Origin of the sequence: Streptomyces sp. NPDC005898 (assembly GCF_040629635.1) — a bacterium.
Lineage (GTDB): Bacteria > Actinomycetota > Actinomycetes > Streptomycetales > Streptomycetaceae > Streptomyces.
In genome coordinates this window covers 311,545-336,661 of sequence record NZ_JBEXWC010000005.1, presented here as the reverse complement: position 1 = coordinate 336,661, position 25,117 = coordinate 311,545, and the positions used below count along the sequence as shown (strand labels likewise).

Below are 25,117 nucleotides of genomic sequence, written 5' to 3'. Positions count from 1 at the left end.
CGAACCGCGCCCCCGAGGGGGCGCCGGGGCTCAGTTGCCGGGCACGGCCACGAACGCCTCACGCGGGGTGTCCGTGGGGGTGTAGCGGCCGGCCGCCGAGGCGCGGGGCGCCAGGTCCTTGTGGATGGCCTTGGCCACGCCCTGGATGGTGGCGACGCCGTAGTTCATGCTGCTGTTGCCGTGGGTGAGCACGGAGATCGTGTAGTCGTGGCCGCCGCCGTTGAAGGCGCCGATGCTGTGCACCCGCCAGCCGTGCGTCGAACGCTGGAGCCAGCCGTTCTTGACGTGGATCTCGACACCGGCGGGCGCGCCCGCGGGGGTGCCCCAGCGCTGGGAGGTGATGACCTTGCCCATCAGCTTGAGCATGTAGGCGCGCGCGTTGTCGCTCAGGACGTCGTTCTTGGCGGTGATCAGCGCGAGGAGCTTCTGCTCGTCGGCCGCGTTGATCCGGGTCAGGCCCCAGTAGCCGTCGGCGCCCGGCACGGTCTTCGTCATCTTGGCGGCCTTCAGGAAAGCGTTGATCTTTCCCGTGCCGAGCTGGCGCCAGAGGGTGCTGGTGGCCGCGTTGTCCGAGCTGGTGATCATGGCGTACGCGAGGTCCGACTCGCGCTCCGTGAGCTTCCGCTCGGTCTTCTTCGCGTCCCACAGGAGCGTCGCGAGGACGGTCGCCTTGACGACGCTGGCCGAGTCGAACGAGGTGCCCGCGCGCAGGGTGCAGGTGGTGTTCGTGGTGCGGTCGCGCAGAGCGACCGCGATGGTGCCCTTGCGGTCCTTCAGGGCCGCGGTGATGTCCTTGGTGAGCTTGGCGGCGAGGCCGGCCTGCCCGGAGGTGCAGCTGACCGTCGGCGCGGGCGCGGCGACGGCGGGCGTGGCGGTCGCGGACACGGCGAGCGGCGCGAGCACCCCGGCGGCGAGGCCCGCCGCGAGCGTGCGGGCGCGCCGGGATGTCCCGGATACCGGGTGAGTCATGGAGTCTTTCCCCCTTGGGTCCGTACAGAACCCCCCGTGGGCCCGTACAAGCGGGCACTCGGCCACGCTCGTCCCACATGACTCGCCGGAGCCCGGGATGGTTGTACGAAAAATCCCGCTGATCAGCCAAGACGGTCACCCCGCCGGGCAGTTTTCCTCCCCCTCGCCCTCCCCCTCCCCTTCCTCGGGGCCGCCGTCGTACGCGCCTACGGGCAGCCGGGCCCCGCGACTGCGGGCGACCCGGATCACGTCCCGCAGGGACTCGGTGCCCCACCGGCGTGCCCGTCCGCGACTCCAAGGCGCCGCACGGCCCCGCGTTGCTGTTCGCGGCGAATGGTCGGGCCACGTTCATCACCGCCGTCAAGGCCGGACAGCTCACCGGCTGAGTGTGGCGGGCGCCGCGTCACACTCGGCGCGCCGGTCTCAGCCCCCTGCAAGGTGCGTCGGCGCGAACATCTTCAGCACCGCCGGGAACACCACCACCGACGGTCCCGGCTCGGCCAGCGCCTTCGACAGGTCGGCGCGGAGAGTTTCCGGGGTCGTACGGACCCCGGGGACGCCGAAGGACTCCGCGAGGGCCACGAAGTCCGGGCGGGCCAGTTCCGTCGCGGTCGCCTCGCCGAAGGCGTCGGACATGTACTCGCGCAGGATGCCGTAGCCACCGTCGTCCACGATCAGCCAGGTCACCGGCAGGTCGTACTGCCGAGCCGTCGCCAGCTCGGCGATCGAGTACATCGCGCCGCCGTCGCCGGAGACCGCGAGGACCGGCTGGGACGGGTCGGCGACCGCCGCGCCCAGCGCCGCCGGGAAGCCGTAGCCGAGGCCGCCCGCGCCCTGCGCCGAGTGCATGGTGTTGGGGCGCCTGGCGTCGAACGCCGACCAGGCCCAGTACGCGAGGATCGTCATGTCCCAGAAGGACGGCGCCGCGTCCGGCAGCGCCTCGCGCACGGCGGCCAGCACCCGCTGCTCCAGCGTGCGGTCCTGGGCCGCGATCCGCTCGCGGACCCTGCCCAGGAGGGCCGCCACCCGCTCGGGGGCCCCGGGGTCCTCGCGGGGCGCGTCGATCGTCTCCAGGAGGGCCGACAGCGCGAGCCGCGCGTCCGCGTGGATGCCGAGCCCGGGGTGGTTGGACTCCAGCTTCCCGGCGTCGGCCTCGATCTGGACGACCCGGCCGCGCGGCCGGAACGTGTGGTAGTTCGAGGACAGTTCGCCGAGCCCCGAGCCGACCACGAGCAGGACGTCCGCGTCCTCCAGGAAGTCGGTGGTGTGGCGGTCCTCCAGCCACGACTGGAGGGAGAGCGGGTGCTCCCAGGGGAAGGCGCCCTTGCCGCCGAAGGTCGTGACCACGGGGGCGTTCACCAGCTCCGCCAGGGCAAGCAGCTTGCCCGAGGCGTCCGCACGTACGACGCCGCCGCCCGCGACGATCGCCGGCCGCTCCGCCCGCGCGAGCAGGTCGGCGGCGACGGCCGTCAGCTCGGGGCGCGGGACGACCTCGTCCGGGGTCGCGTCCATCGCCGTGACGACCGGCAGCGTCGTCTCGGCGAGGAGCACGTCCTGCGGGATCTCCACCCAGACCGGTCCGTGCGGCGCGGTCAGCGCGGACTGCCAGGCCGCGGCGATCGCCGAGGGGATCTGGGAGGCCGTCCGCACCGTGTGGACGGACTTCACGAGGTCGCGGAAGGACGCCTGCTGGTCGCGCAGCTCGTGCAGATAGCCGTGGCGCCCGCCGCCGAGGCCCGCCACCGGCACCTGGCCGGCGATCGCGAGGACCGGCGAGGAGGCCGCCGCCGCCTCCTGGAGCGCGGCGAGCGAGGTCAGCGCGCCGGGCCCGGCGGACAGCAGCAGCGGGGCCACCTCACCGGTGATGCGGCCGTACGCGTCCGCCGCGAACCCGGTGTTGTTCTCGACGCGCAGACCCACGTACGTCAGACAGGAGCGCCGCAGCGCGTCGAACACGCCCAGCACGTGCTGGCCCGGCAGCCCGAAGACGGTGGTCGCGCCGAGCCCGGCGAGGGTCTCGACGACCAGGTCGCCGCCGGTGCGCCCGGCGGGCGGGTTCAGGGCGGCCTCCGTCTGGCGCGGCGTGGGGCGCAGCAACAGGTCGTGGTCGTGGGTCATGCGGCGTCTTCTCCTTCTCGCCGGGGCGCGGACCCGGCGGGCGTCGGGCCGGGCACTCGGGCCGCCGGTCCGCGCGCGGCCCGGCGGGTCCCGGTGCCCGACGGCCTCACGGCCATGGTCACTTCGCCTGCTGCTCCCCGCCGTCGGCGCGGGCGGCGGCGATCTGCCTGCTCATGATCGTCGTCAGTTCGTACGCCGTGTGGGAGGCGGCGACGGCGGTGATCTCCGCGTGGTCGTAGGCCGGGGCGACCTCCACGACGTCGGCCGAGACGAGGTTGCAGGAGGACAGGCCGCGCAGGATCTCCAGCAGCTCGCGGGAGGTCATGCCGCCCGCCTCGGGCGTGCCGGTGCCGGGGGCGTGGGCCGGGTCGAGGCAGTCGATGTCGATGGAGATGTACAGCGGGCGGTCGCCGATGCGCTGGCGCAGCTGGTCGGCGACCTCGTCGGCGCCGCGGCGGTAGACGTCCGCCGAGGTGACGATGCCGAAGCCCATCTTCTCGTCGTCGGTGAGGTCCTGCTTGCCGTAGAGCGGGCCGCGCGTGCCGACGTGGGAGAGCGCCTCGGTGTCGAGGATGCCCTCCTCGACGGCCCGGCGGAACGGCGTGCCGTGCGTGTACTCGGCGCCGAAGTAGGTGTCCCAGGTGTCCAGGTGGGCGTCGAAGTGCAGCAGGGCGACCGGGCCGTGCTTCTTGGCGACGGAGCGCAGCAGCGGCAGGGCGATGGTGTGGTCGCCGCCGAGGGTCATCATGCGGGCGCCGGTGCCGAGCAGGTCGTCGGCGGCGGCCTCGATGGTCTCCACCGCCTCGTTGATGTTGAACGGGTTCGCGGCGATGTCGCCGGCGTCCGCGACCTGGGCGAGCGCGAAGGGCGAGGCGTCCTGCGCCGGGTTGTAGGGGCGCAGGAGGCGGGAGGCCTCACGGATGGCGTTGCCGCCGAAGCGGGCGCCGGGGCGGTAGGAGACGCCCGAGTCGAAGGGCACGCCGACCACGGCGACGTCCGTCTTCCCGCCGACCTCGTCCAGGCGGGGCAGGCGCGCGTACGTCGCCGGGCCCGCGTACCGGGGGATGCGGGAGGAGTCGACGGGGCCGCGGGGGGTCGTCGGGTTCTCGGCGCTGCTCATGGTCGGTGTGCCTCCTGCTGATGCGAGTACTGCGGTACAAGTGTCGCGCGCCCCACCGACAACAGGCCGCGCGCAAGCCGGACCGCCACCGAAGCGCCCGGTTCCGGCTCTCTGGCGCCGCGACCGGCGAGAGGCCCGTCGGCCATGGCGAGCTTTCCTCGCGCGCACCTCGGCGGCGTGTCGTGCCGATGGGGGGGTGCTGACCGGCCCCGGGGACATCCGCCCGTCCCCACGGCATGCGGTCGGCACGACCCTAAGTGGCCGATAAGCCGCGCTGAAGTGTACGTTTCCTCCACACCGCACGACCGATACGGATGGAACGTCCACCATGGCCGAGCCCACCGGCCCGCCGGGCCCGACGGCACCCCCCACCGAGCCCGTCCCGCTCGCCGCGCTGCTGGCCCGCGCCGACCTCGGCCTGCGGCAGATCGCGGGCCCGGACAGTGCGGACACCGCCGTCCAGTGGGTGCACACCTCGGAGATGGCCGACCCCTACCCGTACCTCCTGGGCGGCGAGCTGCTCCTGACCGCGGGCGTGCACATCACCGACCCCGCGGGCGCCGACGACCACCTCGACGCCTACGTGGCCCGCATCGTCGCGGCGGGCGGCGCGGCCCTCGGCTTCGGTGTCGCCCCCGTGCACGACACGGTGCCGCCCGCCCTGGTGGCGGCCTGCGACCGCCGCGGGCTGCCCCTCCTGGAGGTGCCGCCGCGCACCACCTTCAGCGGCGTCGCCCGCGCGGTGTGGCGGCTGATGGCCGAGGCCCGGCACCGGGAGCTGCGCCGGGTGGCCGAGGCGCAGCAGGCCCTCGCGACGGCCGCGGCACGGCCCGACCCCGTCCCCGCCGTCCTGCGCCGGCTCGCGGCGCGGCTCGGCGGCCTCGCGGCGCTCTACGGGCCCGACGGCACCGAGCTCCAGGTGGAGGGGCAGGCGCGGGTGGCGGCACGGACGGCCCTGCGGGAGCTGACGGGCGTCGTCCGGCGTGCCGCGCCCGCCGCCCCGGCCTCCGCCACCGACACGGCCGGCACCACGCATCTGGCCGCCTACGCGCTCGGCGGCGGCCGCGGCTTCGCGCTCGGCGTCGCCACGGAACGCCGCGAGAGCGGCGACCACACCATCGCGGGAGCGGCGGTCGTCCTGCTCTCCCTGCTCACCGGCGAACACCAGGGCGCCTCCGAAGCGGCCCGCTCGGCGGCGCTCGTACGGCTGCTCCTCGGGGCGCCCCCGGAAGAGACCGGGCCCCTCCTGGGGAGCGAGACGTGGAGCGTGGTCCACGCGCGCGGGGAGCGCACCCCGCTGGCCGCCGCCGCGCTCGCCGCGGCGCTCGGCACCCCCCTGGTCGACCCGCGCGAGGACGTCGTACGCCTGCTCGTCCCCGCCGATCGCGAGGTCGCCCCCGCGCACGGCTGGACCCTCGGCGTCTCCGCGGCCGCCGCCCCCGGCGACCTCGCGGCCGCGGATGCCCAGGCCGCCCGCGCCCTGCGCCGCGCGGAGGCCACCCGGCGGCCCCTGGTGCGCCACCACGCCAACGGCCTCGCCGCGCTGGTCGACCCGGAGGAGGCCGACGCCCACGCGCGCGTGCTGCTCGCCCCGCTCGCCGGGAACGAGGCGCTGACCGTGACCCTGCGGACCTGGCTGTCCCTGCACGGCAGCTGGGACCGCACGGCGGTCGCGCTCACGGTCCACCGCAACACCGTGCGCCAGCGGATCGCGCGCTGTGCCGCACTCCTGGGCAGGGACGTGGACGACCCGGACGTACGGATGGAGCTGTGGTTCGCGCTGAACCGGGAGCGGCCCGGTGTCCGTGCTCCGCAGAGCGCTCGTCCCGCACAATAGGAGCCATGCCGATATCCACCCGTGCCGCGCTCGTCGACCACCTCGTCCGCACCCGCATCGCGGGCGACGTCGCCACTCCCCGCGAGAACAACCTCAGCCACTACAGGAAGCTCGCGAACGGCGACCGTCACTACTGGCTCGGCCTGGAGCTCGGCGACCGCTGGAGCGACGAGCAGGACGTCCTCGCGGTGATGGCCGAGCGCTGCGGCGTCATCGACGACCCCGGGCACCGGCAGGGCCAGGACACCATCGACCCGGAGCTGACGGTCGACGCCCTGGAGCGCATGGCGGGCCGCCTGCGCAAGGCCGCCGCCGGCAAGGAGAGCGTCCTGTTCGCCACCGGGCACCCCGGAGGCCTGCTCGACGTGCACCGCGCGACGGCCGCCGCCCTGCGCGCGGCGGGCTGCGAGATCGTGGTGATCCCCGAGGGCCTGATGGCCGACGAGGGCATGGTCTTCCAGTTCGCGGACGTGGCGGTCCTGGAGCGCGGCGCGACCCTGTGGCACACGCACTCCCCCGAGCCGATGAACGCCGTCCTGGACGGCCTGGAGCGCGCCGGCCGCCCCCGGCCCGACCTGGTGGTCGCCGACCACGGCTGGGCCGGGCGCGCGGGCCAGCGCGGCCTGGACTCGGTGGGCTACGCGGACTGCAACGACCCGGCGCTGTTCATCGGGGAGGCGGAGGGCACGGTGCAGGTGACCGTCCCCCTGGACGACCACGTCACGAGCCCCCGCCACTACGACCCGATGACCGCCTACCTGCTGGACGCGGCAGGGCTGACCCCTCAGTCCTAGACCCCTCAGCCCTGGACCCCTCAGTCCCAGACCTCTCAGTCCTGACCCGGGCCCCCGGCCGGCTCCTCCCCCGTGCCCGGGGTCGGGTCCAGGTAGACGCGCCTGATCGAGGGGAAGCGCTCCTGGATGCGGCGCGCCATGCGGTCACAGGCCCGCTCGATGTCCGCGGCGCTCGACATGTCCCGGAAGTCGACCTTCGCGGCGACCAGCGCCTCCTTGGGGCCCTGGAGCAGCGTGGTCAGCTCCAGTACGGCCACCACGTGCGGGTCGGCGAGCAGCTCGGCCCGCACCGTGTCCCGCATCTCGCGCGGCAGCGGACGGCCGATCAGCAGCTCGGCGTTGGCGTGCCCGAGGACCCAGGCGACGTACACGAGCAGCACGCCGATGCACAGCGAGGCGACGCCGTCCCAGACACCGGAGCCGGTGAGCTGCCCGCCCAGCAGTCCGGCCGCGGCGAGCAGGAGGCCCGCGAGGGCCGCCGAGTCCTCCATGACGACGGCCTTGACCGCCGTGTCGGGGGTGTGCCGCAGATAGCGCTTGAGGCGCACCCCGTAGCGGTCGGCCTCGCCGCGTGCCTGCTTGAGGCCGGTCCGCAGCGAGTAGCCCTCCAGGAGGAAGGCGACGCCGAGCACGATGTACGAGATGAGCGGGTCGCCCGGCGCCTCGCCGTGGGTGAGGGTGTGGAGGCCGTCGTAGATCGCGAAGATGCCGCCGCCGACGAAGGTGGCGACGGAGGCGAGCAGTGCCCAGATGTACCGGGCCCCTCCGTAGCCGAGCGGGTGTTCCTCGTCGGCGGCTTTGTCGCCGGCCTTGAGGGAGACGAGCAGCATCAGCTCGGTGACGGTGTCCGCCACGGAGTGCGCCGCTTCGGAGAGCATCGCGCTGGAGCCGCTGATGACACCGGCGACGGCCTTGGCCAGGGCGATCCCGAGGTTGGCCACGGCGGCGACGACGACCGTGGCCGTGCTCTCGCCGCCGCCCTGCGACTTCTCTGACGGTTGCTCACTCATGTACCGGACGGTATGTCCGATCAGCGGGGAACGCGAACCCCGCCCCCGGGCTCAGCGCGGGACGCGCACGACGCCTTCCTGGATGACGGTCACCGCGAGGCGCCCGTCGCGCGTCCAGATCCGCGCCTGGCCGAGGCCGCGGCCGCCCGAGGCGGACGGCGACTCCTGGTCGTAGAGCAGCCACTCGTCGGCGCGGAAGGGGCGGTGGAACCACATGGCGTGGTCCAGGGAGGCCCCGACGACGTCGCCGACCGCCCAGCCGCCCCGGCCGTGCGCGAGCAGCACCGAGTCGAGCAGGGTCATGTCCGAGACGTACGTGGCGAGGCAGACGTGCAGCAGGGAGCCGCAGGCGTCGTCGGCGAGCTTGCCGTTGGTCCGGAACCACACCTGGGAGCGCGGCTCGCGGGGCTGGCCGACGGTGCCCCAGGGCGGCACGTCGACGTAGCGCAGGTCGACCGCCGCGCGCGCCTCGATCAGCCGCCGGGCGACCGGCGCGGGCAGCTGGCGGGGCAGCGTCTCGGCGGCCGTGGGCAGCGTCTCGGGGTCGGGCGCGGCCGGCATCGCCGCCTGGTGCTCCAGGCCCTCCTCGTACGTCTGGAAGGACGCGGAGAGGTGGAAGATCGGCTGCCCGTGCTGGACGGCGACGACGCGCCGCGTGGTGAAGGAGCGGCCGTCGCGGATGCGGTCGACGGTGTAGACGATCGGCGCGCCCGGATCGCCCGGCCGCAGGAAGTACGCGTGCAGGGAGTGCGCGGGCCGGTCGCCGGGGACGGTGCGCCCTGCGGCGACGAGGGCCTGCGCGGCGACCTGGCCGCCGAAGACGCGGGGCACGAGCGCCGAGCGGCTCACGCCCCGGAAGATGTCCTCCTCGATCTGCTCCAGGTCGAGCAGGTCGAGGAGGGCGTCAAGTGCCTGGTTCATGGGGGTAGTTCTACCGCGCGGTTGGGGCAGCGGCTCTCAGAGGCCCATGTTCTTCGCGATGATCATCTTCATGACCTCGCTGGTGCCGCCGTAGATGCGGTTGACGCGGTTGTCCGCGTACAGGCGGGCGATGGGGTACTCGTTCATGAAGCCGTAGCCGCCGTGCAGCTGGAGGCAGCGGTCGATGACGCGGTGCGCGACCTCGGTGCAGAACAGCTTGGCGGAGGCGGCCTCGGCGGCGGTCAGCTCGCCCGCGTCCAGGGCCTCCAGGGCGCGGTCGGCGACGGCCTCGGCGGCGTCCACCTCGGCCTGGCAGGCGGCCAGTTCGAACTTGGTGTTCTGGAAGGACGCGACCGGCTTGCCGAAGACCGTGCGGTCCTGGACGTACTCCTTGGCGAACCGGACGGCGGCCTTGGCCTGCGCGTACGCCCCGAAGGCGATGCCCCAGCGCTCGGAGGGGAGGTTGCTGCCGAGGTAGTAGAAGCCCTTGTTCTCCTCGCCGAGGAGGTCCTCCACGGGGACCTTGACGTCGACGAACGCCAGCTCGGCGGTGTCGGAGGTCTTCAGGCCGAGCTTGTCCAGCTTGCGGCCGACGGAGTAGCCCTCGGACTTGGTGTCGACGGCGAACAGGGAGATGCCGAAGCGGCGGTCCTCGGCGGTGGGCGCGGAGGTGCGGGCGCAGACGATCACGCGGTCGGCGTGCACACCGCCGGTGATGAAGGTCTTGGCGCCGTTGAGGACGTAGTGCGTGCCGTCCGCGGAGAGCTTGGCGGTGGTCTTCATGCCCGCGACGTCGGAGCCGGTGCCCGGCTCGGTCATCGCGAGGGCCCACATCTCCTCGGCGGAGACGAACTTCTCCAGGTAGCGCTTCTTCTGCTCGTCGGTGGCGAGCATCTTGATGTAGGGCAGGGCGAGCAGGACGTGCACGCCGGAGCCGCCGAAGGTGACGCCCGCGCGGGCCGTCTCCTCGTACTGGATGGCCTCGAACTTGTGCGTGTCCAGGCCGGCGCCGCCGAACTCCTCGGGGACGTTGATCCCGAACAGGCCCAGCTCGGCGAGCTTGGAGTAGAACTCGCGCGGCACCTGGCCGGCGGCGAACCACTCGTCGTACACCGGGACGACCTCGGCCTCGATGAAGGCGCGCAGGGTCTGCCGGAATGCCTCGTGGTCCTCATCGAAAACGGTACGGCGCACGGAGTACTCCCTCTGCCCACATCGACTAAGCGCTTGCTCAGAGGAAGGTTACCCGGCGGTCACCAGAGCGTCCAGAGACGCAGGTCACTCCGCGGCCGCCGCCGCGAACGCCCCGCGCGCCAGGCGGTGCAGCAGCCGCGCCATGGCCGCCCGGCTGGGCAGCGCGTCGCGGCGGCTCAGGTGCGGCGTGGAGTTCAGCAGCCCGAAGACGGCGTGCACCGACACCCGCGCCGCGTTCTCGGCGAGGCCGGGGTAGACCTCGCGCACCACCTCGACCCAGATCTCCACGTACTGCCGCTGGAGCTGGCGGACCAGCTTGCGGTCGCTGTCGCGCAGGCGGTCCAGCTCGCGGTCGTGCAGGGTGATCAGGGAGCGGTCGTCGAGGGCGAAGTCGATGTGCCCCTCGATGAGCGAGTCGAGGACCTGGTCCGGCGAGCCGTCCGTCTCGCCCACGCGCCGCTTGCCGCCCGTCAGGAGCTGCCCGCTGATGCCGACGAGCAGCTCCGCGAGCATCGCGTCCTTGCCCGCGAAGTGCCGGTACAGACCGGGGCCGCTGATGCCGACGGCGGCACCTATCTCGTCCACGCCGACGCCGTGGAAGCCGCGCTCGGCGAAGAGCCGGGCGGCCTCCTTGAGGATCTGCTCGCGGCGGGTGGGGGCGTCGGTTCTGGTGGCCATGGAATCAATTCTAGACAGTCCGGTTAGCGGTCGTTAACCTGAGGGAAACACGTTAACGCTCATTAACCGATCCGGGCGTGACGGGTGGACCGAGCAAGGGGGCTCGACTGATGCGGCAGGCACCAGTGCTGACGAGCGCGGCAGATCCCGCGTCCGAGGCATGGCGGGAGAACGAGGCGGGGCACACCGCCCTCGTGGAGGAGCTGCGGGCCAGGCTCGCCGCGGCCCGGCTCGGCGGCGGGGAGCGGGCGCGGGCCCGCCATGTGGCGCGCGGCAAGCTGCTGCCCCGGGACCGCGTGGACACGCTCCTGGACCCGGGCTCGCCCTTCTTGGAGCTGGCGCCCCTCGCGGCCGAGGGGCTGTACGGCGGGCAGGCGCCGGCGGCCGGCGTCATCGCCGGGATCGGCCGGGTCGCGGGACGCGAGTGCGTCGTCGTGGCCAACGACGCCACCGTCAAGGGCGGCACGTACTACCCCATGACGGTGAAGAAGCACCTGCGCGCCCAGGAGGTGGCCCTGGAGAACCGCCTCCCGTGCCTGTACCTGGTCGACTCGGGCGGCGCCTTCCTGCCGATGCAGGACGAGGTCTTCCCCGACCGCGAGCACTTCGGGCGGATCTTCTACAACCAGGCGCGGATGTCGGGCGCCGGCATCCCCCAGATCGCGGCGGTCCTCGGCTCCTGCACGGCCGGCGGGGCGTACGTCCCCGCGATGAGCGACGAGGCGGTGATCGTGCGGAACCAGGGCACGATCTTCCTCGGCGGCCCGCCCCTGGTGAAGGCGGCGACCGGCGAGGTCGTCACCGCCGAGGAACTGGGCGGCGGCGAGGTCCACTCGCGGATCTCCGGGGTGACCGACCACCTCGCCGAGGACGACGCGCACGCCCTGCGCATCGTGCGCACCATCGTCTCCACCCTCCCCGGGCGCACCGCCCCGCCCTGGCCCGTCCAGCCCGTGGAGGAGCCCAAGGTCGACCCCCTCGGGCTGTACGGCGCGGTGCCGACGGACTCCCGCACCCCCTATGACGTACGGGAAGTCATCGCGCGCGTGGTCGACGGCTCCCGCTTCGCCGAGTTCAAGGCGGAGTACGGCACGACGCTGGTGACGGGCTTCGCCCACCTGCACGGCCACCCGGTGGGGATCGTCGCGAACAACGGCATCCTGTTCGCCGAATCCGCCCAGAAGGGCGCCCACTTCATCGAGCTGTGCGACCAGCGCGGCATCCCCCTGGTCTTCCTGCAGAACATCTCCGGCTTCATGGTCGGGCGCGCCTACGAGGCGGGCGGCATCGCCAAGCACGGCGCGAAGATGGTCACGGCCGTGGCGTGCACGCGCGTGCCCAAGCTGACGGTCGTGGTCGGCGGTTCGTACGGCGCGGGCAACTACTCCATGTGCGGCCGGGCCTACAGCCCCCGCTTCCTGTGGATGTGGCCGAACGCCAAGATCTCCGTGATGGGCGGCGAGCAGGCCGCCTCCGTCCTCGCCACCGTCAAGCGCGACCAGGTGGAGGCGCGCGGCGAGCAGTGGGCCCCCGAGGACGAGGAGGCCTTCAAGGACCCCATCCGCGCGCAGTACGAAGAGCAGGGCAACGCCTACTACGCCACGGCCCGCCTCTGGGACGACGGCGTCATCGACCCCTTGGAGACCCGGCAGGTCCTCGGCCTCGCCCTGACCGCGTGCGCCGGGGCACCGCTGGGCGAGCCCGGCTTCGGCGTCTTCCGGATGTGAGGAACGAATGACGATGTTCGACACGGTCCTGGTCGCCAACCGGGGCGAGATCGCGGTCCGCGTCATCCGCACGCTGCGCGCGCTGGGCATCCGCTCGGTCGCGGTGTTCAGCGACGCGGACGCGGACGCCCGCCATGTGCGCGAGGCCGACACCGCCGTACGGATCGGTCCGCCGCCGGCCGCCGAGAGCTATCTGTCCGTGGAGCGGATCCTCGGGGCGGCGGCCGCCTCCGGCGCCCAGGCGGTCCACCCCGGCTACGGATTCCTCGCGGAGAACGCCGCGTTCGCGCAGGCCTGCGCCGACGCCGGCCTCGCCTTCATCGGGCCCCCCGCCCCCGCGATCGACCTGATGGGCGACAAGATCCGCGCCAAGGAGACCGTGCGGGCGGCCGGCGTCCCGGTCGTCCCCGGCTCCAGCGGAAGCGGCCTGAGCGACGCCGAACTGGCCGCCGCGGCCCGCGAGATCGGCACGCCCGTCCTCCTCAAGCCGAGCGCGGGCGGTGGCGGCAAGGGCATGCGCCTGGTGCGGGACGAGGCCCTCCTCGCCGAGGAGATCGCGGCGGCCCGGCGCGAGGCCCGCGCCTCCTTCGGTGACGACACCCTCCTCGTCGAGCGGTGGGTCGACCGCCCCCGGCACATCGAGATCCAGGTCCTCGCGGACGGCCACGGGAACGTGGTCCACCTCGGCGAGCGCGAATGCTCCCTCCAGCGCCGCCACCAGAAGCTCATCGAGGAGGCGCCCAGCGTCCTGCTGGACGAGGCCACCCGCGCCGCGATGGGCGAGGCGGCGGTCCAGGCGGCCCGCTCCTGCGGCTACACCGGCGCGGGGACGGTGGAGTTCATCGTCCCCGGCAAGGACCCCTCCTCGTACTACTTCATGGAGATGAACACCCGCCTCCAGGTGGAGCACCCCGTCACGGAGCTGGTCGTCTCCCTCGGGCAGGCCGCCTCCCGGCGCGGTCTCGACCTGGTCGAGTGGCAGCTGCGGGTGGCCGCCGGGGAGCCCCTGCCCTTCACGCAGGACGACATCACCCTGACCGGGCACGCCGTGGAGGCCCGGATCTGCGCCGAGACCGTGTCCGTCAAGGCCGGCGCGCGCGGGTTCCTGCCCTCGGGCGGCACGGTCCTCTCCCTGCGCGAGCCGCAGGGCGACGGCGTGCGCACCGACTCGGGCCTCAGCGAGGGCACGGAGGTCGGCAGCCTCTACGACCCGATGCTCTCCAAGGTCATCGCCTACGGCCCCGACCGGGCCACGGCCCTGCGCCGGCTGCGGGCCGCCCTCGCCGAGACGGTCACCCTGGGCGTGCCGACCAACGCGGGCTTCCTGCGCAGACTCCTCGCCCACCCGGCGGTGGTGGCGGGCGAGCTCGACACCGGCCTCGTGGAGCGCGAGGTGGACACCCTGGTCCCGGACGGCGTGCCCGACGAGGTGTACGAGGCGGCGGCAGCGGTGCGCGAAGCCGCCCTCGCCCCCGCGCCGGACGGCTGGACGGACCCGTTCTCCGTGCCGAGCGGCTGGCGGCTCGGCGGCACCCCGGCGCCCGTGACGCACTGGCTCCAGGCCGCGGGACTCGAACCCGTCACGCACCGGTTGCGCGGCAGCGGCCACACCGTCACCCCGGACCGGGTGCACGTCACGGTGGACGGCGTCCGGCACACCTTCCACCGCGCGGGCGACTGGCTGGGCCGCGACGGCGACGCCTGGCACGTGCGGGACCACGACCCGGTGGAGGCGAGCCTGACCGGCGCCGCGCACGCCGGGGCCGACGCGCTGACCGCCCCCATGCCGGGCACCGTCACGGTCGTGAAGGTCTCCCCCGGGGACCGGGTGAGCGCCGGTCAGAGCCTGCTCGTGGTCGAGGCGATGAAGATGGAGCACGTCATCTCCGCCCCGCACGCCGGTACGGTCACCGAGCTGGACGTCACCCCGGGCTCGACGGTCGCCATGGACCAACTGCTCGCCGTGGTGACCCCGGCCGACGAGACGACCGAGGAGGGCCGGGCATGACCACCGCGAGCGCACCCGGCGGGCTGCCCATGAGGGTGCCGGGCGAGGGCCTGCCCGCCCGCGTCCGCATCCACGAGGTCGGCGCCCGCGACGGCCTGCAGAACGAGAAGTCGGTGGTCCCCACCGAGATCAAGGCGGAGTTCGTCCACCGCCTGGCCGACGCGGGCCTGACCACCATCGAGGCGACCAGCTTCGTGCACCCCAAGTGGGTGCCCCAACTGGCCGACGCCGAGCGGCTCTTCCCGCTCCTCGGCGACCTGCGGGGCGTGTACCTGCCGGTCCTCGTGCCGAACGAGCGCGGCCTGGACCGCGCCCTGGCGCTCGGCGCCCACCGCGTCGCCGTCTTCGCCAGCGCCACCGAGTCCTTCGCCAAGGCCAACCTCAACCGCACGGTGGACGAGGCCCTCGCCATGTTCGACCCGGTGGTCTCCCGCGCGCGGGAGCAGCGGATGCACGTGCGCGGCTATCTGTCGATGTGCTTCGGGGACCCCTGGGAGGGCCCGGTGCCCGTCGACCAGGTCGTGCGCGTCTGCCGCGCCCTGCTCGACATGGGGTGCGACGAGCTGAGCCTCGGCGACACCATCGGCGTGGCCACACCCGGCCATGTGGGCGCCCTGCTCACCGCGCTGGGCGAGGCGGGCGTGCCGGTCGAGCGCGTCGGCGTGCACTTCCACGACACGTACGGCCAGGCGCTCGCCAACACCCTGGCCGCCCTCCAGCGGGGCGTGACGACGGTGGACGCCTCCGCGGGCGGCCTCGGCGGCTGCCCGTACGCCAGGAGCGCCACCGGGAACCTCGCCACCGAGGACCTCGTGTGGATGCTGCACGGCCTCGGCATCGACACCGGCGTCGACCTCGGCCGCCTCAGCGCCACCAGCGCCTGGATGGCCGGCCGCCTCGGCCGGCCCAGCCCGTCCCGCACCGTCCGCGCCCTGACCCACCAGGAGCAGTGAGAATACGATGGACCACCGTCTGAGCCCCGAGCACGAGGAACTGCGCCGCACCGTCGAGGCGTTCGCGCACGACGTCGTCGCCCCGAAGATCGGCGACTTCTACGAACGCCACGAGTTCCCCTACGAGATCGTCCGCGAGATGGGCCGCATGGGCCTGTTCGGCCTGCCCTTCCCGGAGGAGTACGGCGGGATGGGCGGCGACTACTTCGCGCTCGGCATCGCCCTGGAGGAGCTGGCCCGCGTCGACTCCTCGGTGGCGATCACCCTGGAGGCGGGCGTCTCGCTCGGCGCGATGCCGCTGCACCTGTTCGGCACCGAGGAGCAGAAGCGGCAGTGGCTGCCCCGGCTGTGCGCCGGTGAGGTGCTCGGCGCGTTCGGGCTGACCGAGCCGGACGGCGGTTCGGACGCGGGCGGCACCCGCACCACGGCGGTGCGGGACGGCGACGAGTGGGTGATCAACGGCTCGAAGTGCTTCATCACCAACTCCGGTACGGACATCACCGGTCTGGTCACGGTCACCGCCGTCACCGGTCGCAAGCCGGACGGACGGCCGCTGATCTCCTCGATCATCGTGCCCTCGGGCACCCCGGGCTTCACGGTCGCGGCCCCGTACTCGAAGGTCGGCTGGAACGCCTCGGACACCCGTGAGCTGTCCTTCTCCGACGTCCGCGTGCCGCTCGCCAACCTCCTGGGCGAGGAGGGCCGCGGCTACGCGCAGTTCCTGCGCATCCTGGACGAGGGCCGGGTGGCGATCTCCGCGCTGGCCACCGGGCTCGCCCAGGGCTGCGTGGACGAGTCGGTGAAGTACGCCAAGGAGCGGCACGCGTTCGGCAGGCCGATCGGGGCGAACCAGGCCATCCAGTTCAAGCTCGCCGACATGGAGACGCGGGCGCACATGGCCCGGGTCGGCTGGCGGGACGCGGCCTCGCGCCTTGTGGCCGGGGAGCCGTTCAAGAAGGAGGCGGCCATCGCCAAGCTGTACTCCTCCACGGTCGCCGTGGACAACGCCCGCGAGGCCACCCAGATCCACGGCGGGTACGGCTTCATGAACGAGTACCCGGTGGCCCGCATGTGGCGGGACTCCAAGATCCTGGAGATCGGCGAGGGCACCAGCGAGGTGCAGCGCATGCTCATCGCGCGGGAGCTGGGGTTCGCGGGCTGACCACCGGCGAGGCAAACAGGGCGCCCGGCCTCTTCGGGCGGTGCGGCGGGGAGGGACCCCCGGACTCGAAGTGAGCTTAGGCTAGCCTAAGCTCTACTTCCGGCCAGTGGCCCCGAGCCGCCGCACCGTCACGAAAGCAGAGAACCCACATGTCCCAGCCCCGTCCGACCCAGCTCTCCCGCCGCGGCATCCTCGCCGCCGGCGGCGCCCTCGGCCTCACCGCCGTCCTGGCGGCCTGCGGCAACGACAAAAAGGACGGGGACACCAAGGCCGACGGCGGCGCGGCCAAGTCCGGCCCCTGGAGCTTCAAGGACGACCGCGGCAAGACCGCCGAGCGCGACAAGACGCCGAAGAACATCGTCGCCTTCACCGGCGTCGCCGCCGCCCTCTTCGACTACGGCATCGAGTGCAAGGGCGTCTTCGGCCCGACGAAGACCGGGGACGGCAAGCCCGACGTCCAGGCCGGCGACATGGACATCAGCAAGCTGACGATCATCGGCAACGAATGGGGCCAGTTCAGCGTCGAGAAGTACGCCTCCCTCGCGCCCGATGTGCTGATCTCCACGATGTTCGACGCCAAGGGCACCCTCTGGTACGTGCCGGAGGAGAACGCGGGCAAGGTCGACAAGCTCGCCCCCAGCGTCGGCATCAGCGTCTACGACCGCCAGATGACCCAGCCCCTCCAGCGCATCCTCGCGCTCGCGGAGTCGCTCGGCGCGGACGTGAAGGCGGACAAGGTCGCCAAGGCGAAGAAGCGCTTCGAGGACGCCTCCGAGCGGCTGCGCAAGGTGGCCAAGGCCCACAAGGACATCAAGGTGCTCGTGGGCTCCGCGAGCCAGGAGCTGTTCTACGTCTCCGGTTCGGACCTCTCGGCGGACCTGGAGTACTTCAAGGCGCTCGGCGTGAACCTCGTCGAGCCGCCGGAGAAGGCCAAGAAGGCCTCCGGCGGCTGGTTCGAGAACCTGAGCTGGGAGAACGTCGACCAGTACCACGCGGACATCATCATGATGGACAACCGCACCTCCGCCCTCCAGCCGGACGTCCTGGACAAGTCCAAGCCGACCTGGAAGAAGCTGCCCGCCGTCAAGGCCGGACAGGTCATCCCGCGCGTCACGGAGCCGATCTTCTCGTACGACAAGTGCGCCCCGATCCTGGAGGACCTCGCGGACGCGATCGAGAAGGCGAAGAAGCTCAAGAAGACCGCCTGAGCCGGCCGGGCGCCCGTCCCGACCCCCGCGTCATCAGCCGCCCCTTCCGCCTTCGGAGGGGGCGGCTCCGCTTTTGTGACACATGGGGACCCCTGGGGTTCAAGGGGTAACCAACTTAGGTTAGGCTACCCTTAGTTCCACGCCGGGTCCCCGCTCCCCACGCTCCTGTCCCCGAGGGCCCGGCCAAGTCCCCTCACCTGGAGGACAGTTCATGCGCTCGCACCTGCTCAACGACACCACCGCGGAGCGGTACCGCAGCTCCGTGACCGAAGGGGTCGAGCGGGTGGCGGCCCGACTCGCCACCACCTCCCGTCCGTTCAGCGGCATCTCCGTCGACGAGCTCGCCCCCCGCGTGGCGGCCGTCGACCTGGACGAGCCCCTGCACGACACCATCGCCGCGCTCGACGAACTCGACGAGCTGTACCTGCGCGACGCGGTCTACTTCCACCACCCGCGCTATCTCGCCCACCTCAACTGCCCGGTCGTCATCCCCGCCCTCCTGGGCGAGGCGGTGCTCTCCGCCGTCAACTCCTCGCTCGACACCTGGGACCAGTCCGCGGGCGGCACCCTCATCGAGCGCCGCCTGATCGACTGGACCTGCGAGCGCATCGGCCTCGGCCCGGCCGCCGACGGGGTGTTCACCAGCGGCGGCACCCAGTCCAACCTCCACGCCCTGCTGCTCGCCCGCGAGGAGACCAAGGAGCGGGACCCCGCCCGCGTACGCATCCTCGCCTCCGAGGTCGGCCACTTCAGCGTCCAGAAGGCGGCCCGGCTGCTCGGCCTCGGCGAGGACGCCGTCGTGGTGATCCCCACCGACCGGACCAAGCGCATGCGGACCGTGGCGCTCGCCCGCGAGCTGGAGCGCTGCCGGCGCGAGGGCCTCTCCCCCATGGCCGTCGTCGCCACCGCGGGCACCACCGACTTCGGCTCCATCGACCCGCTGCCCGAGATCGCCGAGCTGTGCGCCCAGTACGGCACCTGGCTGCACGTGGACGCGGCGTACGGCTGCGGACTGCTCGCCTCCCGCAAGAACCGGCACCTCCTCGACGGCATCGAGCACGCCGACTCCGTCACCGTGGACTACCACAAGTCCTTCTTCCAGCCGGTGAGTTCCTCGGCGGTGCTGGTGCGCGACCGGGCGACGCTGTCCCACGCGACGTACCACGCGGAGTACCTCAACCCGCGCCGCATGGTGCAGGAGCGCATCCCCAACCAGGTCGACAAGTCCCTCCAGACGACCCGCCGCTTCGACGCCCTGAAGCTGTGGATGACGCTGCGCGTGATGGGCGCCGACGGCATCGGCGACCTCTTCGACGAGGTCTGCGACCTGGCCACCGAGGGCTGGAAGCTGCTCGCCGCCGACCCCCGCTTCGACGTCGTGGTCGAGCCGCAGCTCTCCACGCTCGTCTTCCGCTACATCCCCGCCGCGATCTGCGACCCCTCCGCGATCGACCGCGCCAACCTCTACGCCCGCAAGGCGCTGTTCGCCTCCGGCGACGCGGTCGTCGCGGGCACCAAGGTGGGCGACCGCCAGTACCTGAAGTTCACCCTGCTCAACCCCGAGACCACCACCGCCGACATCACGGCTGTCCTCGATCTCATCGCCGGCCACGCCGAGCAGTACCTGGGAGAGAACCTTGACCGCGCCTGCTGACCCCCACCAGCCGCCCGCGACGCACGACTTCATCGGCATCGGCCTCGGCCCCTTCAACCTCGGCCTCGCCTGCCTGACCGAACCGCTGGACGAGCTGAACGGCCTGTTCCTGGAGTCCAAGCCGGACTTCGAGTGGCACTCCGGGATGTTCCTGGAGGGCGCCCACCTCCAGACGCCGTTCATGTCGGACCTGGTCACCCTGGCCGACCCGACATCGCCGTACTCCTTCCTCAACTACCTGAAGGAATCGGGGCGGCTGTACTCCTTCTACATCCGCGAGAACTTCTACCCGCTGCGCACCGAGTACAACGACTACTGCCGCTGGGCCGCGGCCCGGCTCTCCTCGATCCGCTTCAGCACGACGGTCGAGGAGGTCACCCACGAGGACGGCCTGTACGTCGTGCAGACCACGGCCGGTGACCTGTTCCGCGCCCGCCGCCTCGTCCTCGGCACCGGCACACCGCCGCACCTGCCCGAGGCCTGCGACGGCCTGGGCGGCGACGCCATCCACAACTCGCGCTACCTCCAGAGCAGGGCGCAGCTCCAGAAGAAGGAGTCGATCACGCTCGTCGGCAGCGGCCAGTCCGCCGCCGAGATCTACTACGACCTGCTGAGCGAGATCGACGTCCACGGCTACCGGCTGAACTGGGTCACCCGCTCGCCCCGCTTCTTCCCCCTCGAATACACCAAGCTGACGCTGGAGATGACCTCTCCGGAGTACATCGACTACTTCCACGCGCTGCCCGAGGCGACCCGCTACCGCCTGGAGACCCAGCACAAGGGCCTGTTCAAGGGCATCGACGGCGAGCTGATCAACGCCATCTTCGACCTGCTCTACCAGAAGAGCCTCACCGGGCCCGTCCCGACCCGGCTGCTGACCAACACCGCGCTGACAGAAGCGAGTTACGACAGCACGGACCGCACGTACACGCTGGGGCTGCGCCAGGAGGAGCAGGGCAAGGAGTTCCGGCTGCGCACCCAGGGCCTGATCCTCGCCACCGGCTACCGCTACCAGGTGCCCGACTTCCTCGCGCCGGTCCACGACCGCATCCGCTGGGACGGCCGAGGCCGCTACGACGTGGCGCGCAACTACAGCATCGACACCACCGGGCACGGCATCTTCGTGCAGAACGCCTCCGTCCACACCCACTCGATCACCAGCCCCGACCTCGGCATGGGCGCGTACCGCAACGCGTCCATCATCCGCGAGCTGACCGGCCGCGAGGTGTACCCGGTCGAGAAGTCCATCGCGTTCCAGGAGTTCGCGGCACCCGAGGGAGTCCTGATATGACCGCCGACCGCCACGCGAGCGGCGACTTCACGTTCCGCCCGCTCGACCCCCTGTCCGACGCCGAGCTGCTGCACGGCTGGGTCACGCACCCCAAGGCCTCGTTCTGGATGATGCAGGACGCGTCCCTGCCCGACGTCGAGCGCGAGTACATGGCCATCGCCGCCGCCGAGCACCACGACGCCTTCCTCGGCCTGCACAAGGGGGTGCCGTCGTTCCTGATGGAGCGTTACGACCCCCGGTACGTCGAACTCGTCGGCCTCTACGAGCCGCTGCCCGGTGACGTCGGCATGCACTTCCTCACCGCGCCCTCCGCCGTCCGCATCCCCGGCTTCACCCGCGGTGTGATCACCGCCGTGATGCGGGAGCTGTTCGCCGACCCGGCGACGCGGCGGGTCGTGGTCGAACCGGACGTGCGCAACACGGCCGTGCACGCCCTCAACGAAACCGTCGGGTTCCGGCCCGAGGCGGTCATCCAAAAGCCGGAGAAGGAAGCCCTGCTGAGCTTCTGCACCCGCGAGCAGTTCGAAGCAGCAGTACGTGAAAGGGAACTGGCGATATGACCCTGTCCGACGCCGTGGCGCACCTGACCCCGGAGCGCTGGGCCACAGCCAACCGTCTGCTCGTGCGCAAGGCGCTCGCCGAGTTCGCCCACGAACGCCTGCTCACCCCCGAGCCGCTGGGCGAGGGCGCGTACGTGGTCCGCTCCGACGACGGCCTGACCCGCTACCGCTTCACCGCCCGGGTGCTGCGCCTGGACCACTGGCAGATCGACGCCGAGTCGATCACCCGCCACCGCGACGGCACCGAACTCCCGCTGGACATGCTGGAGTTCTGCACCGAGCTGCGCGGCGCGCTGGGTCTGAGCGACGCCATCCTGCCGGTGTACCTGGAGGAGATCTCCTCCACCCTCTCCGGCACCTGCTACAAGCTCACCAAGCCCGCCCTGTCCGCCGCCGAGTTGTCCCGCGCCGGCTTCCAGGAGATCGAGACGGGCATGACCGAGGGCCACCCCTGCTTCGTCGCGAACAACGGACGGCTCGGCTTCGGTGTGCACGAGTACCTCTCGTACGCTCCCGAGACCGCGAGCCCCGTACGCCTGATCTGGCTGGCGGCGCGCAAGGACCGGGCGGCGTTCACGGCGGGCGCCGGCCTCGACCACGAGTCGTTCTTCCGCGCCGAGCTGGGCGAGGAGACCCTGGCCCGCTTCGGGCGCGTCCTCACCGACCAGGGGCTCGACCCCGAGGAGTACCTGCTCATCCCCGTCCACCCCTGGCAGTGGTGGAACAAGCTGTCGGTGACCTTCGCCGCCGAGGTCGCCCGGCAGCGCCTCGTCTGCCTCGGCGAGGGCGACGACGAGTACCTCGCACAGCAGTCGATCCGCACCTTCTTCAACCGGACCTCCCCCGAGAAGCACTACGTGAAGACGGCCCTGTCCGTCATCAACATGGGCTTCATGCGCGGCCTCTCGGCGGCGTACATGGAGGCGACCCCGGCGATCAACGACTGGCTGGCGCAGCTCGTCGAGACCGACGAGACGCTGCGCGGGACGGGCCTGACGATCATCCGCGAGCGCGCCGCCGTCGGCTACCGCCACCTGGAGTACGAGGCCGCCACCGACCGCTACTCCCCCTACCGCAAGATGCTCGCCGCGCTGTGGCGCGAGAGCCCGGTGGCGTCCCTCGGCGAGGGCGAGCAGCTGGCCACGATGGCCTCGCTGCTGCACGTCGACCGCGACGGCGCGAGCTTCGCGGGGGCGCTCGTCGCACGCTCGGGCCTTACCCCGACCGAGTGGCTGCGCCGCTATCTGCACGCGTACCTCACGCCGCTGCTGCACAGCTTCTACGCCTACGACCTGGTCTTCATGCCGCACGGCGAGAACGTGATCCTCGTCCTGAAGGACGGCGTCGTCCAGCGCGCGATCTTCAAGGACATCGCCGAGGAGATCGCGGTGATGGACCCGGACGCGGTCCTTCCGCCGGTCGTGGAGCGCATCCGCGTGGAGGTCCCCGAGGACAAGAAGCTCCTGTCGATCTTCACGGACGTCTTCGACTGCTTCTTCCGCTTCCTGTCGGCGAACCTCGTCACCGAGGGCCTCATCGACGAGGACGCGTTCTGGACAGCCGTCGCGGAGTGCGTCACCGCCTACCAGGAGGCGACGCCGCACCTGGCGGACAAGTTCCGGCGGTACGACCTGTTCGCCCCGGAGTTCGCGCTGTCCTGCCTGAACCGCCTCCAGCTGCGCGACAACGAGCAGATGGTGGACCTCGCGGACCCCTCGGGCGCCCTCCAGCTGATCGGGACGCTGAAGAACCCGATCGCCTGACCCGGACGGGGTCGCCGGGACGGTCCCCGGCGACCCCGTCCGCTCTCCTAGCGGGCGGGCCAGGGCACCTGCGGCGACCGGTGGTAGCCGATGCCGAGCGCGTCCCAGCGCGGGGCCTGCGCGGCGAGTCGCGTCCGGTACGCCTCCCAGTCGTGCGTGGCCGCGGGCGACCAGCCGAGTTCGGCGATCCCGGGCAGGCGCGGGAACGCCATGTGCTCCAGGTGCGCGGAGGTCGAGAGGGTCTCCGTCCACAGCGGCGCCTCGACGCCCATGACCGCGTCGGCGGGCACGCCCGGCAGGTAGGTCGCCGGGTCCCAGTCGTAGGAGCGGCGCACCTCCACGAACCCCGCCCAGTCCAGGCCGAGCGGGGTGTCCTTGGTGTACTTCATGTCGAGGTAGGAGCGGTCGGCGGGCGACAGGACCAGCCGGGTGCCGTTCTTCGCGGCGTTCACGACCCGCTCGCGCTCGGCGGCGCCCGTCCGGTCGTAGCCCCAGTACTGCGCGACGGCGCCCTCGGCGGGTTTCGCGCCCGTGAGCTGGTGCCAGCCCAGCACCGTCTTGCCGTACTCGGCGACCAGCGGCTGCACCCTGGCCATGAAGGCCGTGAAGTCCTCGTGGCTGGTGGAGTGCGCCTCGTCGCCGCCGATGTGGAGGTACTCACCGGGCGTCATCGCGGCCAGCTCGCGGATCACGTCGTCCACGAAGTCGTACGTGACGTCCTTCTTCACGCACAGCGAGCTGAAGCCGACGGCGGTGCCGGTGTAGAGCGGCGGGGCGACGCCGTCGCAGTTCAGCTCCGCGTACGAGGCGAGGGCCGCGTTGGTGTGCCCCGGCATGTCGATCTCGGGGACGACCTCCATGTGCCGCGCGGCGGCGTACGCGACGATCTCCTTGTACTGCGCCTTCGTGTAGTGGCCGCCCGCGCCACCGCCGACCTGCGTGGAGCCGCCGTACGTGGCCAGGCGCGGCCAGGAGTCGACGGCGATGCGCCAGCCCTGGTCGTCGCTCAGATGCAGGTGCAGCTTGTTCATCTTGTACAGCGCGGCCTGGTCGATGTAGCGCTTGACCTGGTCGACGGTGAAGAAGTGCCGGGCGACGTCGAGCATCGTGGAGCGGTAGCCGTAGCGCGGCATGTCGGTGATGGTGCCGCCCGCGATCCGCCACGGGCCGCGCTGCCCCGTCCTCTTCTCGACGGCGGCGGGCAGCTGCTGGCGCACCGTCTGCACGCCGTGGAAGAGCCCGGCGCCCGTCCAGGAGGTGATCGTGAGGGAGCCGCGCGTGGACAGGACCCGGTAGCCCTCGGCGCCGAGGGCCTTGTTCCGCGGTTCGGCGCTGATGCGCAGCCGGATGCCGTCGCCGCCCGCCCGGTCGGTGAGCGGCAGCCGGTAGCCGGTGGAGGGGCGCAGCACCTTCGCCAGGTACTCGCCGGCGCGCCGCTCCTCGGGGGTGGCGGCGCGGATGCGGGTCCGGGCGGTGATCTCGTACCCCTCGCCGCCCGCCTCGACCCGCATCGGCGCGGGGACGATCCGGCCGAGCGGGGTGAGAGGCGGCTCCGCCCGGCCCGAGGGGGCGGGGGCCGCGGCGAAGGAGGAGACGCCGGCGGCCGCCACCAGCAGCAGCGAGCCGAGCAGGCGCGAGGTCCGGGTCGTTCCGGGATGCGTTCTCACGAGCGGGTCCCTTCGACGGGGGCGCAGCTGTGGTCCATACCATTCGAACGGTTCCCATTGGTAACCCCGCCCCCACAAGGGGTCAAGGGGAGGGGAGGAGCTGTTCCGGGAGTCCGTGTCCGCCGGGATAGTCCACCCGGACCCCATTCCGGCGCGCCTCTGCCCGATTCCGGGCAGGATTCTTGCGAAAGCGGCGAAGATCCCCCAGGATCATCGAATGCACGACGACCTGGTGGACCACCTCACCCGCAGCACCCCGCTCCAGCGGGGCGAAGCGCTGCGGGTCGTCCAGGACGTGCTCGCCTACTTCGACGAGACGACCGAGCAGTTCGTCCGTCGCCGCCACCGCGAGCTGCAGGGTCAGGGCCTGCTGAACGCGGCGATCTTCGAACAGATCTCGGCGGATCTCGCATACCGCGCGGTCGCGCCACCGGAGCTGAGCCTCCGGCAGCTGCGCCGCATCATCTACGGCTAGGACACCCT

Annotated in this window: 20 protein-coding genes and 1 pseudogene; 13 read left to right on the top strand and 8 right to left on the bottom strand. The window is 72.2% G+C overall.

What is annotated here, in order from left to right; translation table 11 throughout:
• Positions 1–30: 30 nt before the first annotated feature.
• Complete coding sequence (locus ABZ385_RS10425) at positions 31–969, bottom strand: serine hydrolase (protein ID WP_358698712.1); 939 nt, start codon at positions 967–969, stop codon at positions 31–33.
• Positions 970–1,247: 278 nt separating this feature from the next.
• On the opposite strand from ABZ385_RS10425, the pseudogene ABZ385_RS10420 reads away from it, so the two are divergent.
• Positions 1,248–1,355 (top strand): annotated as a pseudogene (locus ABZ385_RS10420) (DUF397 domain-containing protein); the annotation flags it as partial.
• A gap of 37 nt (positions 1,356–1,392) precedes the next feature.
• Here the strand turns inward: ABZ385_RS10420 and ABZ385_RS10415 are convergent.
• Both ABZ385_RS10415 and speB read right to left on the bottom strand, forming a co-directional pair.
• Entirely contained in the window at positions 1,393–3,087 is a 1,695-nt protein-coding gene (locus ABZ385_RS10415; protein ID WP_358910835.1) for a thiamine pyrophosphate-binding protein, read from the bottom strand.
• A gap of 118 nt (positions 3,088–3,205) precedes the next feature.
• Positions 3,206–4,207 carry an agmatinase gene (gene speB / locus ABZ385_RS10410; protein ID WP_358585284.1) on the bottom strand — a complete coding sequence of 334 codons (1,002 nt, stop codon included), beginning with the start codon at positions 4,205–4,207 and terminating at the stop codon, positions 3,206–3,208.
• A gap of 328 nt (positions 4,208–4,535) precedes the next feature.
• Here speB and ABZ385_RS10405 point away from each other — a divergent pair, with 328 nt between their 5' ends.
• Together ABZ385_RS10405 and ABZ385_RS10400 are read left to right on the top strand one after the other, a co-directional pair.
• A complete protein-coding gene (locus ABZ385_RS10405; protein ID WP_358910833.1) occupies positions 4,536–6,044 on the top strand; it encodes a PucR family transcriptional regulator in 1,509 nt (502 codons plus the stop codon).
• Positions 6,045–6,049: 5 nt separating this feature from the next.
• A complete protein-coding gene (locus tag ABZ385_RS10400) occupies positions 6,050–6,838 on the top strand; it encodes a phosphatase (RefSeq protein ID WP_358910831.1) in 789 nt (262 codons plus the stop codon).
• A gap of 35 nt (positions 6,839–6,873) precedes the next feature.
• Here ABZ385_RS10400 and ABZ385_RS10395 read toward each other — a convergent pair whose 3' ends face one another.
• The 4 genes from ABZ385_RS10395 to ABZ385_RS10380 all read right to left on the bottom strand — a co-directional run bounded on the left by ABZ385_RS10395 (position 6,874) and on the right by ABZ385_RS10380 (position 10,641).
• Complete coding sequence (locus tag ABZ385_RS10395) at positions 6,874–7,848, bottom strand: cation diffusion facilitator family transporter (protein ID WP_358910830.1); 975 nt, start codon at positions 7,846–7,848, stop codon at positions 6,874–6,876.
• A gap of 51 nt (positions 7,849–7,899) precedes the next feature.
• A complete protein-coding gene (locus ABZ385_RS10390; protein WP_358587814.1) occupies positions 7,900–8,769 on the bottom strand; it encodes an acyl-CoA thioesterase II in 870 nt (289 codons plus the stop codon).
• A gap of 36 nt (positions 8,770–8,805) precedes the next feature.
• Entirely contained in the window at positions 8,806–9,963 is a 1,158-nt protein-coding gene (locus ABZ385_RS10385) for an acyl-CoA dehydrogenase family protein (protein WP_358587817.1), read from the bottom strand.
• A gap of 84 nt (positions 9,964–10,047) precedes the next feature.
• Complete coding sequence (locus tag ABZ385_RS10380) at positions 10,048–10,641, bottom strand: TetR/AcrR family transcriptional regulator (protein ID WP_358587819.1); 594 nt, start codon at positions 10,639–10,641, stop codon at positions 10,048–10,050.
• A gap of 110 nt (positions 10,642–10,751) precedes the next feature.
• Here ABZ385_RS10380 and ABZ385_RS10375 point away from each other — a divergent pair, with 110 nt between their 5' ends.
• The 9 genes from ABZ385_RS10375 (at position 10,752) to ABZ385_RS10335 (ending at position 22,967) form a co-directional block, all read left to right on the top strand.
• Positions 10,752–12,368, top strand: a complete 1,617-nt coding sequence (locus ABZ385_RS10375; protein WP_358587821.1) for a carboxyl transferase domain-containing protein — start codon at positions 10,752–10,754, stop codon at positions 12,366–12,368.
• Between the two features lie 13 nt (positions 12,369–12,381).
• Complete coding sequence (locus tag ABZ385_RS10370; protein ID WP_358910886.1) at positions 12,382–14,376, top strand: biotin carboxylase N-terminal domain-containing protein; 1,995 nt, start codon at positions 12,382–12,384, stop codon at positions 14,374–14,376.
• Positions 14,373–15,329 (top strand): hydroxymethylglutaryl-CoA lyase, encoded by a 957-nt coding sequence (locus ABZ385_RS10365; protein ID WP_358910828.1) that lies wholly within the window; start codon positions 14,373–14,375, stop codon positions 15,327–15,329. The genes ABZ385_RS10370 and ABZ385_RS10365 overlap by 4 nt, the downstream gene beginning before the upstream one ends.
• Positions 15,330–15,336: 7 nt before the next feature.
• The gene (locus tag ABZ385_RS10360) at positions 15,337–16,491 is read left to right on the top strand and encodes an acyl-CoA dehydrogenase family protein (protein WP_358587827.1); all 1,155 of its coding nucleotides are present in this window, start codon (positions 15,337–15,339) and stop codon (positions 16,489–16,491) included.
• 149 nt (positions 16,492–16,640) lie between these two features.
• The gene (locus tag ABZ385_RS10355; RefSeq protein WP_358587829.1) at positions 16,641–17,699 is read left to right on the top strand and encodes an ABC transporter substrate-binding protein; all 1,059 of its coding nucleotides are present in this window, start codon (positions 16,641–16,643) and stop codon (positions 17,697–17,699) included.
• A gap of 211 nt (positions 17,700–17,910) precedes the next feature.
• Positions 17,911–19,353, top strand: a complete 1,443-nt coding sequence (locus ABZ385_RS10350; RefSeq protein ID WP_358587830.1) for an aspartate aminotransferase family protein — start codon at positions 17,911–17,913, stop codon at positions 19,351–19,353.
• A complete protein-coding gene (locus tag ABZ385_RS10345; protein WP_358587832.1) occupies positions 19,337–20,644 on the top strand; it encodes a lysine N(6)-hydroxylase/L-ornithine N(5)-oxygenase family protein in 1,308 nt (435 codons plus the stop codon). Before ABZ385_RS10350 ends, ABZ385_RS10345 begins: the two co-directional genes overlap by 17 nt.
• The gene (locus tag ABZ385_RS10340) at positions 20,641–21,204 is read left to right on the top strand and encodes a GNAT family N-acetyltransferase (RefSeq protein WP_358910826.1); all 564 of its coding nucleotides are present in this window, start codon (positions 20,641–20,643) and stop codon (positions 21,202–21,204) included. Before ABZ385_RS10345 ends, ABZ385_RS10340 begins: the two co-directional genes overlap by 4 nt.
• Positions 21,201–22,967 (top strand): IucA/IucC family siderophore biosynthesis protein, encoded by a 1,767-nt coding sequence (locus ABZ385_RS10335; RefSeq protein ID WP_358910824.1) that lies wholly within the window; start codon positions 21,201–21,203, stop codon positions 22,965–22,967. The genes ABZ385_RS10340 and ABZ385_RS10335 overlap by 4 nt, the downstream gene beginning before the upstream one ends.
• Positions 22,968–23,014: 47 nt before the next feature.
• Here ABZ385_RS10335 and ABZ385_RS10330 read toward each other — a convergent pair whose 3' ends face one another.
• Complete coding sequence (locus ABZ385_RS10330; RefSeq protein ID WP_358910823.1) at positions 23,015–24,634, bottom strand: beta-N-acetylhexosaminidase; 1,620 nt, start codon at positions 24,632–24,634, stop codon at positions 23,015–23,017.
• Between the two features lie 217 nt (positions 24,635–24,851).
• Here ABZ385_RS10330 and ABZ385_RS10325 point away from each other — a divergent pair, with 217 nt between their 5' ends.
• A complete protein-coding gene (locus ABZ385_RS10325; protein WP_358586805.1) occupies positions 24,852–25,109 on the top strand; it encodes a hypothetical protein in 258 nt (85 codons plus the stop codon).
• Positions 25,110–25,117 lie beyond the last annotated feature (8 nt).